Below are 12,413 nucleotides of genomic sequence, written 5' to 3'. Positions count from 1 at the left end.
TGGATCCCACACAACTTTCACCCGGGCGTGACCTCGCGGTCGATTCCGACCTCGTCGCGGAAACCCGCGTCGTGCGAGACGAGCAGCAGCGCGCCCGACCAGTCCCGTAGCGCCGTGACCAACTCCTCGACGGTGTCGATGTCGAGGTTGTTGGTCGGCTCGTCCATGATGAGGAGCTTGGGATCGGGGTCGACGAGTAGCGCATCCGCCAACGCGACGCGAAGCCGTTCACCGCCGGAGAGTTCGTCGAGGCACCGATCGCCTCGTGATCCGCGGAACAGGAATCGTGCGAGATGAGCTCGCACATCCTGACCGTCGACCTCCGGATGCCGCTTGCCGACGAAGTCGACGACGGTCTGCGACGGATCGTCGAACGAGATCTGTTGCGGCACATATGCGTAAGGAACGACGATGTGCTCGTTGTCGATGAGGTCGGCGATCAGGGTGGTCTTGCCGGAGCCGTTGCGTCCGGTGAGTGCAACGCGTTCTGGGCCGTCCATTCGTAGCCGTTCGTCGACGATCACCTGAGCCGAACTGCCAAGTGACACAATCGGCATGGTGATCCGCGCGCCCCGATCGGAGCGCACGTCGTCGCGGACGGACTCGAGCCGTCCGGCGGCGGCGGTCACGTCGTCGCGGTGCTCGTTGCGGAAGCGTCCGGCCGACTTCTCGGCGGCGTCGCGTCGGAGATGCGCGATGATCTTGGGGACACGCTTCTCCCGTTCGGCCTTGGCCGCGGTCCGTGCTCGTCGGTCGAGGGCGATCTGTGCATTCACCATCTCCCGACGCTGCTTGCGAAGATCGTTGGTGGCGTTGGCAACTGCGGCCTGCGCCGTCGCCTGTTCAGACTCGACCACCTCGCGATAGAACGAATAGGGGCCACCGAACACGCGCACGTCGCCGTGATACAGCTCGAGTGTGGCGTCGACGCGTTCGAGGAGCTCGAGATCGTGGGAGACGACGAGTACGGTTCCCGCGAATCTGTCGATCAGCTCGAAAACCCTGGCCCGGGAATCGGTGTCGAGATTGTTGGTGGGCTCGTCGAGCAGCAGTACCGCCGGCCGGTGCACGACCCGCGACACGATCGCGAGCAACGTCGCCTCGCCACCGGACAGTGTTCCGACCGACCTGTCGAGGTCGGTGGGCAGCCCCAGCGCCGCCAGTTCGGAGGTCGCGCGCGCCTCGATGTCCCAGTCGTCACCGACAGCATCGAAGTGCTCGCCGTCGACAGAGCCTGCTTCGATTGCGCTGATCGCGGCCCTGATCGGCTCGATCCCCAACGCCGACGCGATGGTCAGCGAGGTGTCGGAGAAGGCGTGTTGGGGAACGAGCGAGACCTCGCCGGTGGTGGCGATACTTCCCGATGCCGGTGCGAGCTGGCCGGCGATCAGCCGCAGTAGCGTCGTCTTGCCTGCGCCGTTGGCGCCGACCAGCGAATACACGGCGCGAGGAACCGAGAACGACAGTTCGTCGAATACCGATGTCCCGTCCGGCCAGCTATACGAGACGTCCGAGAGTGTGATCGACGGTGCGAGATCGACGGATGACGGTGTGGACATGAACAACTCCGAGAGATTGGTGGGTGCGTACGGCGTCGGATCGACGAGGTCGCGCTGAATGCCAATCTCAGATGTTCATGTCTGTCAGATCACCCCTGTGCTCGTCGAAGAATTGGTGCCGCACATCGTGCGGACCCGATCAACCATAACTCCGACGACCGACCCCCTGTCAACAGAGTTGTGTTCGCCAGCCGATGGAGACGGTGTTCGACGACGCGCTACCGTGAAACGCATGTCCTTCATCCGAACTCAGGTCGGCAACGGCGTCGGTGAGATCATCCTCGACCGCCCCAAGGCACTCAATGCGCTCGATCAGACGATGATCGACGACATGCACGACGTCCTCGGGCGTTGGGGCGACGACGATTCGATCGAGACGGTGTTGGTGACCTCCGCGAGCGATCGCGCTTTCTGTGCGGGCGGCGACATCCGGGCGATCCGCGAGCACGCCGTCGCGGGTGAGTACGACGAGATCCGAAACTACTTTGCCGCAGAGTATCGACTCGATCAGATGATCGCGCACTATCCCAAGGCGTACGTCGCGCTGATCGACGGTGTGGCGATGGGTGGCGGACTCGGGATCAGCGTGCACGGCGAGGTTCGGGTCGTCACCGAGAACTCGCTGATGGCCATGCCCGAGACCGCGATCGGATTCTTTCCCGACATCGGCGCAACCTACTTTCTGCCTCGCCTGCCGCGTGGTGTCGGAATGTGGTTGGGGCTCACCGGTTCACGCGTGCGCGGTGCTGAAGCAGTCCACCTGGGGCTTGCCACCCACTACGTGCCAGCGGCCGAGCTGGAAGTTGTCGCCGACGCGCTGCGAAGCGGTGAGTCGCTCGTCGACATCCTCGGTGGCAGAAGCGAATTGCCCGTCTCCGATATCCCGATCGCCAAGATCGGCGAGTACTTCGGCGACGACAATGTCGCCGCGATTCTCGGCGGGTTGCGCGGCGCGGCAGGTGACGACTGGGCCGCGGAGATGGTCGAACTCCTCGAAGGTGCGTCGCCGACGAGTCTGTGGGTGACCGCAGCACTCCTCGACGCTGGCCGGGATTCGACGCTCGACGAGTGCTTCGACCGCGAATTGCATGCGGCGACAACGATCACGAAGACCAATGACTTCTCCGAAGGCGTGCGGGCGATGCTCGTCGACAAGGATCGCAGCCCGTCATTCGAGCCGTCGACCGTCGACGCCGTCGATCAGTCCGTGGTCGCCTCGATTGTCGAGGACTGAGCCGATCACGGCTGCAGGTCGAACCATCCGGTGAGGCTTGTCGGGCGCTCGGGCTGCGCGCCCGGCGTAGGTGCGCCCGGTGTCGGTGCGGCAGTCGTCGGTGCGCCCGGCGTCGGTGCGGCAGCAGGCGCCGCGCTGTCGTCATCGACGGGCACATCGTCGTTCGGATTGAGCGGATTCTGTTCGGACACAATCGTTTCGGGGCAGTCGAATGATCCTGCGGCCCGCTTCGACGACATCGCGGTCAGCGTCAGCCTGCACGCCGTCGACGACCTGTAGGTCCCCTTCTCCGACAGTCCGACGGTGGCGGTAATCGATGTGGTCAGGGGGCCAACCGGCGGGCGTGGACCATCGGTTGGCGGTAGGTGTTCGCCGGTCAGCGCACCCACCGGGAATTCGATCTGTGCGCCCTCGGTGCCGTCGCCCTTGAACACGAACAGCAGGGAGTCGGGCGGGACATCGGGCGTCGGCTCACCCCAGCGGCCGAACTCGTAACATGTTGGGGCAGGCGACATTTGCTGCGCAGTCGGGCTGGCGGGTGCAACCACCTGCCCGTCCGTCCCTACCTGTCCATCCACGCCCACCTGCCCGCCAACGCCGGCCTGGCCTGTCGATGCCGTGAGTTGTCGCGGCGAGATCAGGACGTGTCCCCGGGTGAATTTCAGGTCGGAGCCCTGCCGGTCGATGGGTCCAGACGGGGGCTTCTCGGCGCAGCGAGCCGGATCCTGTTGCGCGGAGACGGTTGGCGTTGCTGATGACGACTGCGCCGCACGCGTCACCGATGTCGAGTCGGCGCACGCCGAGGTGATCGATGTGAGCGCGGCAGCGACCGCGAGCAGTGCGCAGATCCGCAGCGTGCTCGAGCGGCGTGCGGTCGATCGTCCGATCACGTCTTGTCAGCCCGCCCTGGTCAATCAGCCGTTGCGACAAGCGGTTCGAGCGTCAGGTCGCCGTGTTCCTTCTCGATGTACTGCAGTCGCCATTTGTCGCTGAACAGAGCGAGGATCGCGCCGTCGGTCCGCGTGAACACCTCGACGCCGCGCTGGCGGTTGAGTTCCGACGCGCTGTCGGCGTCGGTGCGTCGGGCGAGGCTGTACCCGAGTGGCTCGATCACGGTGTCGACGTTGAACTCCGTCTTCATCCGTGCGGTGACCACCTCGAACTGCATCGGTCCGACGGCGGCCAGTACGGGAGACGCGTCTCCGCGGGTCTCGTTGCGCAACACCTGCACCACGCCCTCGCTGTCGAGCTGATCCATGGCCTTGCGGAACTGCTTGTACTTGTCCGCAGTGGTGACGCGGAGCGTCGAAAAGTGCTCTGGCGCAAAGGAAGGGATGGGAGGGTACTGGATGCGCGGGCCGTCGTAGAGGGTGTCGCCCGGTGCGAGCGCTGTCGCGTTGACGAGGCCGACGACGTCGCCGGGGTAGGCGGTGTCGACCGTTGATCGATCGCGGCCGACGACGGTGTGAGCGTACTTGGTGGCGAACGGTTTTCCGGTCTGCGCGTGGGTGACGACCATGCCGCGTTCGAACTCGCCGCTCACGATGCGCATGAAGGCCAACCGGTCGCGGTGGCTGGAGTCCATGCCTGCCTGGACCTTGAACACGACCGCGCTGAACGGGTCGGTGACCTCGCGTTCGGTCCCGTCGATGCCGGTGCGACCCGACGGTGCGGGCGCGAGCTCGACGAGCGCGTCGAGCAGTTGGCGGACACCGAAGTTCAGCATCGCCGAGGCGAAGATCATCGGCGACGTCTGGCCTGCGAGGAAGAGTTCCTCGTCGTGATCCTGGCCCATCTCGGAGAGCAGTTCACTCTCTTCGACGGCCGCGATCCAGGCGTCGCCCTCGCGCTCGAGAGCGGCGTCGGGGTCGAGCAGTTCTTCCGGCGCGATCTTGGCTCCACCGGCGGTGCGGGTGAAGTGGATGTACTCGCCGGTGCGGCGGTCGAGGAGCCCGCGGAAATCGCCCGCGATGCCGACGGGCAGGAACAGCGGGGTGGGGATCAAGCCGATGCGTTCGCTGATCTCGTCGATGAGCTCCAACGGGGTGCGGCCGGGGCGGTCCCACTTGTTGATGACGGTGATGACCGGGATGCCGCGGTGGCGACACACCTGGAACAGCTTGAGCGTCTGCGGCTCGAGGCCCTTGGCGGCGTCGATGAGCATGACCGCGGCGTCGACCGCGGTCAGCACTCGGTAGGTGTCCTCGGAGAAGTCGGCGTGGCCGGGGGTGTCGACGAGGTTGATGACCGCGCCGGGGCCGTCGGTGCCCTCGAGGGCGTAGTTGAACTGCAGAGCGGTCGAACTGACGGAGATTCCGCGAGCCTTCTCCATCTCCATCCAGTCCGACACCGTCGACTTGCGGCCGGCTTTGCCGTGGATGGCACCCGCCTCGCTGATCACGTGCGCGTGCAACGCCAGTGCCTCGGTCATCGTCGACTTACCCGCGTCAGGGTGGGAGATGATGGCGAAGGTACGTCGACGCTGGGCCTCGAGCCGCAGCTCACGCGCGTCAGAACTCACCAGACGAGGCTACTAGCCGGGCGAGCGTCGGAGCAAAACGCTCGACGCTGCCCGACGGTCAGGTCAGCCGCTACTCGAACGGGACCGGCGGCATCTTGACCACCTGTGCCGCGTAGCTGAGGCCCGCGCCGTAGCCCAGCAGCAGGGCGGTGTCGCCCGGCTTGGCCTTGCCGGTGGAGAGCAGATCCTCCATTGCCAGCGGGATCGACGCCGCCGACGTGTTGCCGGTGTACTCGATGTCGTTGGCCACGGGGGTGCCCTCGGGCAGATGCAGTGTCTTCGCGAGCAGATCGTTGATGCGGGTGTTGGCCTGATGGGGGACGAAGACGTCGAGGTCTTCGGCGCCGATCTTCGCTGCGTCCAGCGCCCGCTGTGCCACCTTGCCCATTTCGAAAGCGGCCCAACGGAATACCGCGGTGCCCTGCAGGCGCACGTAGGGCCGCTGCACCCGGTCGCCGTCGAGGAAGGTCACCCAGTCGATGTCTTGACGAATCGCGTCGTATTGGCTGCCGTCGCTACCCCAGATCACAGGTCCGAGCTGCTGGTCCTCGGTGGGGCCGACGACGACGGCGCCGGCGCCGTCGCCGAAGATGAAGCAGTTGGTGCGGTCGGTCATGTCGAGGGTCACGGACAACTGCTCGGCGCCGATGACGAGGACGTGCGTCGCGCTTCCGCCGCGCACCATGTCGGCGGCGAGTGCCATCCCGTAACCGAATCCGGCGCAGCCGACGGTGACGTCGAACGCGGGAACACCGTTCGCGCCGAGTTCGGTGGCGACCTTCGTCGCGCCCGCCGGCGTCATGAGTAGATGGGTATTGGTCGCGAGGATGACGGCGTCGATGTCGGAGCCGGAAAGCAGAGCATTGGCGATCGCCGTGCGCCCGGCCTTGATGCCCATCTCAACGACGTCCTCGTCGCGGCGCGCGAAGCGTCGGGTTTTGATGCCGGTCCGCGTGTAGATCCACTCGTCGGAGGAATCGATGTGCTCGCAGATCTCGTCGTTGGTGACGACGCGCTCGGGGCGGTACGCACCGATGCCGAGCATGCCGATGTTGTTGACGCCCGATGTGTCCGCGATCTCTGCCATGATCTTCCTTCCGTTATGCGACCCGACATAGACCGTCTCACATCGCGGAGCTACTCGGAAGTACCGATGCGCGAGGAGGGGACATCGTGGCCGGGCTGACCTCCGAGAATGCGCCTGTAGTCAGTGCGGTCCGCGGTCATCTGGTGCCCGGGATCGTCGGGCGGTGGCGTCCAGTCGGCGTTCTCCAGGAACGACAGCTTCCCCTCGTGCACGTCGGCGATGACGTCGGTGAGCCAGTCCGCCTCGGCCTGCGCGAGACGCAACCACAGGCGAGCGCCCTCCATGGCATGTGGTGGAGCGTAGGGGTTGGCGCCGGGTTCGGTGTCCGCGCTGTATTCGCGTATGACCTCCCTCAGCGTCACCAAACGCTGCTCCAGCAGCGTCGTCGCATGGTCGTCGCCGAGGAGTGGCAGGAGATTGAACGCCGCTTGGAACGCGCTGCGGTCGAAGACGTCGACGCCGATCATCGCGTGCTCGATCATGCTGTGCAGCCTGGCCCGACCCGACTCCGTGATCTCGTAGACGCTGACCTCGCGCGAGCCGTCGGAGACCTCGCGGCGTGTGAGATCGCCTGAGTCGCTGAGCTTTCCGAGCGCGTGGTAGATCGAGCCCGGATTCACGTTGGCCCACTTGTCGACCTGCCACGACAACAGTTCGCGGCGGATCTGATAGCCGTTGACCGGCCCGAAGATGCCGACGACGCCGAGTAGGAGTAGCGGCGTCGTCGGTGGGATGGGTGGCGTGGAAGCCATGACCTGACAGTAATGCGTCGAGAAAGATTTCGAATCGAGGGCAGGGGCTGTCCGCATTTCGATGAATCATCGACGTGTAGGTGGTCAGTACACGCAGACAGTCACGACGGGGCCGTCGGGTTTCAGGGGCCTTTCGACGACTACTCCTGCGACGAAGTAAGCATCTAGTCAACTTTGACTAGAAAGCCTATATTCAAATTTGAACACGATGCGTGAGCGGCTCACTCGACGTTCACACAGAGAGGGGACGAGCTGTGATACCGACGATGATCCAAGCGCGAGGTCTGGTGCAGACCTTCACGACGGGGCGAGGCAAGAACAAACGTGAGGTGCGAGCCGTCGACGGCGTCGACCTCGATATTCACGAGGGTGAGGTGGTCGGCTTTCTCGGCCCCAACGGCGCCGGGAAGACCACCACGCTGCGCATGTTGACGACGCTGCTGCGGCCAACCGCCGGAACCGCGACCGTCAACGGATACGACGTCGTGAACGAGTCGGTGATGGTCCGTCGCAGCATCGGCTACGTGTCACAGGCAGGCGGAACGTTCAGCCAGGCCAGGGCGGGCGACGAGGTGGTCGACCACGGGATGCTCTACGGACTCTCACACGCCGACGCCACTCGGCGCGGGCACGAACTGTTCTCCCGACTGCAACTCGACGGACTGTGGGAACGGCAGCCCAAGAACATGTCGGGCGGTCAGAAGCGTCGCCTCGACATCGCGATGGGACTGATTCACGATCCCTCGCTGGTCTTCCTCGACGAACCGACCACCGGCCTCGACCCGCAGGCGAGGGCGAACCTCTGGGACCACATCAGCCGACTGCGCACCGAGCGCGGCGCCACGGTCTTCCTCACCACGCACTACCTCGACGAGGCCGACGAACTCTCCGACCGCATCCTGATCATCGACAACGGCAAGATCGTCGCGGCCGACACCGCGCAAAACCTCAAAGACCAGGTGTCGGGCGATCTGGTCGACCTCGAGGTCCAGACGGCAGCCGAGGTCGACATCGCCGCAGATCGTCTACGACGCATCGCCAACTCCGTCGAGACCGACGGCCGCCACGTGCGCGGACGTGTGCGGCACGCGGGACGCGAGATACCGGGACTGCTCCGCGAACTCGACGCCTCGGGTATCGCGCTCGACAGCATCGAGGTGTTGCGACCAACGCTCGACGACGTCTTCCTGACGATGACCGGGCGTTCACTGCGCGACGCGCAAAGCGGGACCGAAGACGCCGCACTCGAAGAACTCGACAACGAAGGAGCCATCCGATGAACTTCCTCCGCGATTCCACCATCGTGTTCCGTCGACAGATCCGGATGAATCTGCGCAACCCGGCCTGGGTGCTGATCGGGGTGCTGCAACCCGTGCTCTATCTGGTGCTCTTCGGTCCACTGCTCAAACCCATCGTCAACCAGTTCCCCGGGGGCGCCGACAACGCCTACACGTTCCTGGTGCCGGGACTTCTGGTGCAGCTCGGGTTCTTCGGCGCGTTGTTCGCCGGTTTCAGTCTGATCGGCGAGTGGCGCGAGGGCGTCGTCGAGGCCGAACGCGTGACGCCCGCGAGTCGCTCCGCACTGCTGACCGGTCGGCTCATGCGCGACGTGCTGCAGTTGTTCGTCCAGGCGCTGATCCTGGTGTTCCTCGGCTACGCCATGGGCATGCGCGGATCCGTCAGCGGCGCGATCGTCGGCATCGCCATCACGCTGCTGATCGGCGCAGCGTGCGCCGCGGCGTCGAACGCGCTTGCCCTGACCGCCAAGAGCGAAGACGTCATGGCGCCGGTCATCAACATGGTGATGATGCCGGTGCTGTTGCTGTCGGGAATCCTGCTGCCGATGACGCTCGGACCGATGTGGTTGCAACGGGCCAGCGATTTCATGCCGTTCCGCTGGATCGTCGACGCCGTCCGCAGCAGCTTCGTCGGAGGCGTCGCGACATCGACGGTCGCGTGGGGCCTGCTCACCGCCATCGCGCTCGCGATTCTCGGAACATGGTGGGGCACAGCGGTCTTCCGCAAGGAGAACGCGTAGCGCGCGCTACCCGAGGTCGTCGAAGCTGCTCACCTTCGGCGCCGGGGGCAGCGTCACGGTGCTACCCGAGGTCGTCGAAGCTGCTCACCTTCGGCGCCGGGGGAAGCGTCACGGTGCTACCCCAGGCCGTCGAAGCTGCTCACCTTGGGTGCCGGGGGAAGCGTCACGACGGCCCCGGCGTAGGAGAGGCCCGCGCCGAACCCGAGCAGCAGCGCGGTCTGTCCGCCCTTGGCTTTGCCGGTGGCCAGCATCTCTTCCATCGCGAGCGGGATCGACGCCGCCGACGTGTTGCCGGTGTTCTCGATGTCGTTGGCCATCGGCAGGTCGTCGGGGAAGCCCAGGTTCTTCTTCATCAAGTCGTTGATCCGGGCGTTCGCCTGGTGGGGGACGAACACCTCGATGTCGTCGAGTCCGATGCCGGACCTCTCGATCACCGACGACAACGCCTTGGGCAGTGTGATTGCCGCCCAGCGGAAGACGCGCGAACCCTCCATCGTGACCACCATGCGGCCGACAGGCTCGGTCTCCGGATCCTTGTGCTGGTATTCCTGAGCGCGATCCATGTACTCGGGGATGTCGTAGTTCTGGCCGATCGCCTCGGCGTTCTCGCCGTCAGAACCCCAGACGGTCGGGGAGATCCCGTTCTCGTCGCTCGGTCCGACGACGACCGCACCGGCGCCGTCGCCGAAGATGAAGGCGGTGTTGCGGTCGGTGGGCTCCATGACGACCGACATCGTCTCGACGCCGACGACAAGTACGTACTCGGCTGAGCCCGCGCGCACGGTGTCGGCCGCGACGCCCAGGGCGTACCCGAAGCCGCCGCATCCCGCGGCGATGTCGTAGGCGGGAATCCCGTTGAGCCCGATGTCGTATGCCACGATCGGGCCGCCGTGCGGAATCTTGGTCTTCCAACTGTTGGTGGCCAGGATCAGCGCACCGATCTTCTCCTTGTCGATCCCGGAGTTCTCGATGGCCCGCTCGGCTGCGGCGGCGGCCATCGACCGCGCCGACTCGTCGCCGCTGATCCACCGGCGATTACGGATGCCGCTGCGTTCGAAGATCCACTGATCCGAACTGTCGAGGACCTCGCACACCTCATCGTTGCTGACCAGGCGTTTTGGTCGGTACGCGCCGATGCCCAACATCGCTACGTTCTGATGGCCTGTGTTGGCGGCGATGACGGTCACGCGTACTTCCCTTCGACAAACGGATCACGCAGCGGATAGCCCTGCGCCCGAAAAGAGTGTAGGCCCCGCCACATCCGGTGACGAACAAGGCCGCTTCTCACGGCGCCTGCTCGTCAGCCGTTGATCGGCCAGAACACCGGGACCAGGGTCACGGTGACGATCAACCAGCAGACCATCAGCACGATCCCCAGCCGCCAATAGTCGCCGAAGCGGTACCCGCCCGGATTCATCACGATCATGTTGGCGGGAGTGGCGATAGGCGTCAGCAGGGAAGCGGCGGCAGCGACGCAGACCACCATGAGCACCGTTCGGGCGTCGACACCGACGTCGGCCGCGGCGACGAGCGCGATCGGTATGACGATCAGCGCGGTGGCGACGTTGGAGATGAACTGCCCGAGTACGGCGGTCAGCACGAACAGCACGGCGAGCAGGAGATACGCACTGTGCCCGGACACGAGGTCGACGATGGGTCGTGCGATCAATTCGGCACCGCCACTGCTCGTGATCGCCGCCGACATCGGGATGAGCGCGGCGATCAGGACGAGCGTCGCCCAGGGAACGGCACGGTATGCCTGCTCGCTCGACAGCACGCGGAACAGCACCATCGCACCCGCACCGAGCAGACCCGCGACCACCGGCGGCACGACCCCGCTGGCCAGCAGCGCGATCGTCACCACCAGGATGACTGCCGCACGTGGAGCGCTTCGACCGAGCGGAACCGTCTGCCGCCGAACGGTTTCCGACGATGCGACCACCAGAACGTCCTTGTCGTCGGCGAGAGCGTCGAGCGCGCCCCACGGGCCGTACACGAGTAGGGCGTCGCCTTCCTGCAGCGTCGACGCACGTGACGAGACGTCGTCGTTCTGCCTGCGCACCGACAACACGAGCAGCCCGTCTTCTGCGCGCACCATCCCGCCGAACGCCGGCCGCCCGATCCACGACGAGCGCGGTGGGATCACCAACTCACAGATTCCGTTGTCGCGGTTGATGAGACTGTCGCGCTGGCCGCTCATGCGCCTGCCGATGGTGTCCTCGACGGTGAGGTCGGCTTCCCGCGCGAGTGCCTCGACGGCTGTGCCGACACCCGAGACGACGAGCACGTCCGACGGTTCGAGGCGATGCGTCGAACTAAGCACGCGGCCACGTTCGGACTGTGCGGCGACGGTGTCGATCGCGTCGTCGGTGATGGCCGCGCGGACCGTCTTCCCGACGAGCGTCGACGCTGGTTCGACGTGCAGGCGAAAGGTACGCACGCCGGTCGTCGCCAATCCCGACAGTTCGTAATGCTCGACGACGTCGCGTTGATATCTGCTGAAATCCTCTGGAAGTGACTGAGATTCACGACGAGGGATCAGCCGGTCGCCGACGAGGGCGATGACGACCAGCGTCACCACGACGAGGGGGACGCCGATGAGGGAGAAGCCGAAGTAGCCGATGGACGAACCGGTTTGCTCGGTGGCCGCCTCGTCGATGATGACGTTGACCGGACTGCCGCTCAGGGTGAGTAGCGAACCGGCGCTCGCGGCGAACGCGAGAGGGAGCAGTACGCGCGACGGCGACAGATGTGCTCGCCGCGCGACGGCGACACTGACCGGGACCAACGCTGCCGCTGCACCGTTGATCGTGATGAGCGGACTCAACGCCGCGGCGAGGACCATGATGGCGGCAACCACCCTGGTGCGCGTACGACCTGCGACGCGCGTCAACACGCTGCCCAGCCAGGCTGTGATTCCCGACGCCTCGAGTCCCTCGCTGATCACGAACAGGGCGGCGATGAAGGCAATGACGCTCTGACCGAGCCCCGAGGTCAGTTCGTCGAGCTGTACCAGTCCGAGAAAGTAGAGCGCCAACGCCGACCCGATGGCGACGAGCCCGACCGGCAGCTTGTTGATGATGAACAACACGACCGTGACGCCGAGGACGATGAGACTCAGGGCGGCGTCCGACATTGGACCATCGTTGCACCGCGAGGGGGTTCATGCTGCGGTGTCGGGCAGTGCGTGCCGCTGCTCAGTCGGCGGCGGCGTCGTCGAAT

Annotated in this window: 10 protein-coding genes; 3 read left to right on the top strand and 7 right to left on the bottom strand. The window is 65.5% G+C overall.

From position 1 onward, the window contains the following. Nucleotides 1-17: 17 nt before the first annotated feature. Nucleotides 18-1,559 (bottom strand): ABC-F family ATP-binding cassette domain-containing protein, encoded by a 1,542-nt coding sequence (locus tag ACRVY7_RS02010; protein ID WP_431815801.1) that lies wholly within the window; start codon nucleotides 1,557-1,559, stop codon nucleotides 18-20. A gap of 232 nt (nucleotides 1,560-1,791) precedes the next feature. Between ACRVY7_RS02010 and ACRVY7_RS02005 the strand changes: the two genes are divergently transcribed. After that, the gene (locus tag ACRVY7_RS02005) at nucleotides 1,792-2,793 is read left to right on the top strand and encodes an enoyl-CoA hydratase/isomerase family protein (RefSeq protein WP_431815800.1); all 1,002 of its coding nucleotides are present in this window, start codon (nucleotides 1,792-1,794) and stop codon (nucleotides 2,791-2,793) included. A gap of 5 nt (nucleotides 2,794-2,798) precedes the next feature. On the opposite strand, the gene ACRVY7_RS02000 is transcribed toward ACRVY7_RS02005, so the two are convergent. The 4 genes from ACRVY7_RS02000 to ACRVY7_RS01985 all read right to left on the bottom strand — a co-directional run bounded on the left by ACRVY7_RS02000 (nucleotide 2,799) and on the right by ACRVY7_RS01985 (nucleotide 7,153). Continuing rightward, nucleotides 2,799-3,683, bottom strand: a complete 885-nt coding sequence (locus ACRVY7_RS02000) for a hypothetical protein (protein ID WP_431815799.1) — start codon at nucleotides 3,681-3,683, stop codon at nucleotides 2,799-2,801. A gap of 20 nt (nucleotides 3,684-3,703) precedes the next feature. Further along, the gene (locus ACRVY7_RS01995) at nucleotides 3,704-5,314 is read right to left on the bottom strand and encodes a peptide chain release factor 3 (protein ID WP_049697983.1); all 1,611 of its coding nucleotides are present in this window, start codon (nucleotides 5,312-5,314) and stop codon (nucleotides 3,704-3,706) included. 70 nt (nucleotides 5,315-5,384) lie between these two features. Further along, nucleotides 5,385-6,401, bottom strand: a complete 1,017-nt coding sequence (locus ACRVY7_RS01990) for a beta-ketoacyl-ACP synthase III (protein ID WP_049697984.1) — start codon at nucleotides 6,399-6,401, stop codon at nucleotides 5,385-5,387. A 50-nt stretch (nucleotides 6,402-6,451) separates the two neighbouring features. Then, the gene (locus ACRVY7_RS01985; RefSeq protein WP_431815798.1) at nucleotides 6,452-7,153 is read right to left on the bottom strand and encodes a PadR family transcriptional regulator; all 702 of its coding nucleotides are present in this window, start codon (nucleotides 7,151-7,153) and stop codon (nucleotides 6,452-6,454) included. 266 nt (nucleotides 7,154-7,419) lie between these two features. Here ACRVY7_RS01985 and ACRVY7_RS01980 point away from each other — a divergent pair, with 266 nt between their 5' ends. Together ACRVY7_RS01980 and ACRVY7_RS01975 are read left to right on the top strand one after the other, a co-directional pair. Further along, nucleotides 7,420-8,433 (top strand): ATP-binding cassette domain-containing protein, encoded by a 1,014-nt coding sequence (locus ACRVY7_RS01980; protein ID WP_431815797.1) that lies wholly within the window; start codon nucleotides 7,420-7,422, stop codon nucleotides 8,431-8,433. After that, nucleotides 8,430-9,191: an ABC transporter permease gene (locus tag ACRVY7_RS01975; RefSeq protein ID WP_270483147.1), complete on the top strand. Its 762-nt coding sequence runs from the start codon at nucleotides 8,430-8,432 to the stop codon at nucleotides 9,189-9,191. The genes ACRVY7_RS01980 and ACRVY7_RS01975 overlap by 4 nt, the downstream gene beginning before the upstream one ends. Before the next feature lie 116 nt (nucleotides 9,192-9,307). Here the strand turns inward: ACRVY7_RS01975 and ACRVY7_RS01970 are convergent, their stop codons facing one another. Both ACRVY7_RS01970 and ACRVY7_RS01965 read right to left on the bottom strand, forming a co-directional pair. After that, nucleotides 9,308-10,378 carry a beta-ketoacyl-ACP synthase 3 gene (locus ACRVY7_RS01970; RefSeq protein WP_431815796.1) on the bottom strand — a complete coding sequence of 357 codons (1,071 nt, stop codon included), beginning with the start codon at nucleotides 10,376-10,378 and terminating at the stop codon, nucleotides 9,308-9,310. Between the two features lie 113 nt (nucleotides 10,379-10,491). Then, nucleotides 10,492-12,327, bottom strand: coding sequence for an SLC13 family permease (locus tag ACRVY7_RS01965; protein ID WP_431815795.1), 1,836 nt, complete (start codon nucleotides 12,325-12,327; stop codon nucleotides 10,492-10,494). Nucleotides 12,328-12,413 lie beyond the last annotated feature (86 nt).

Origin of the sequence: Gordonia jacobaea, from assembly GCF_965344965.1 — a bacterium.
In the GTDB taxonomy this organism is placed as follows: Bacteria; Actinomycetota; Actinomycetes; order Mycobacteriales; family Mycobacteriaceae; genus Gordonia; species Gordonia jacobaea.
Note: the sequence above shows the minus strand (reverse complement) of the source record. Positions and strands in the feature narration are given on the sequence as shown.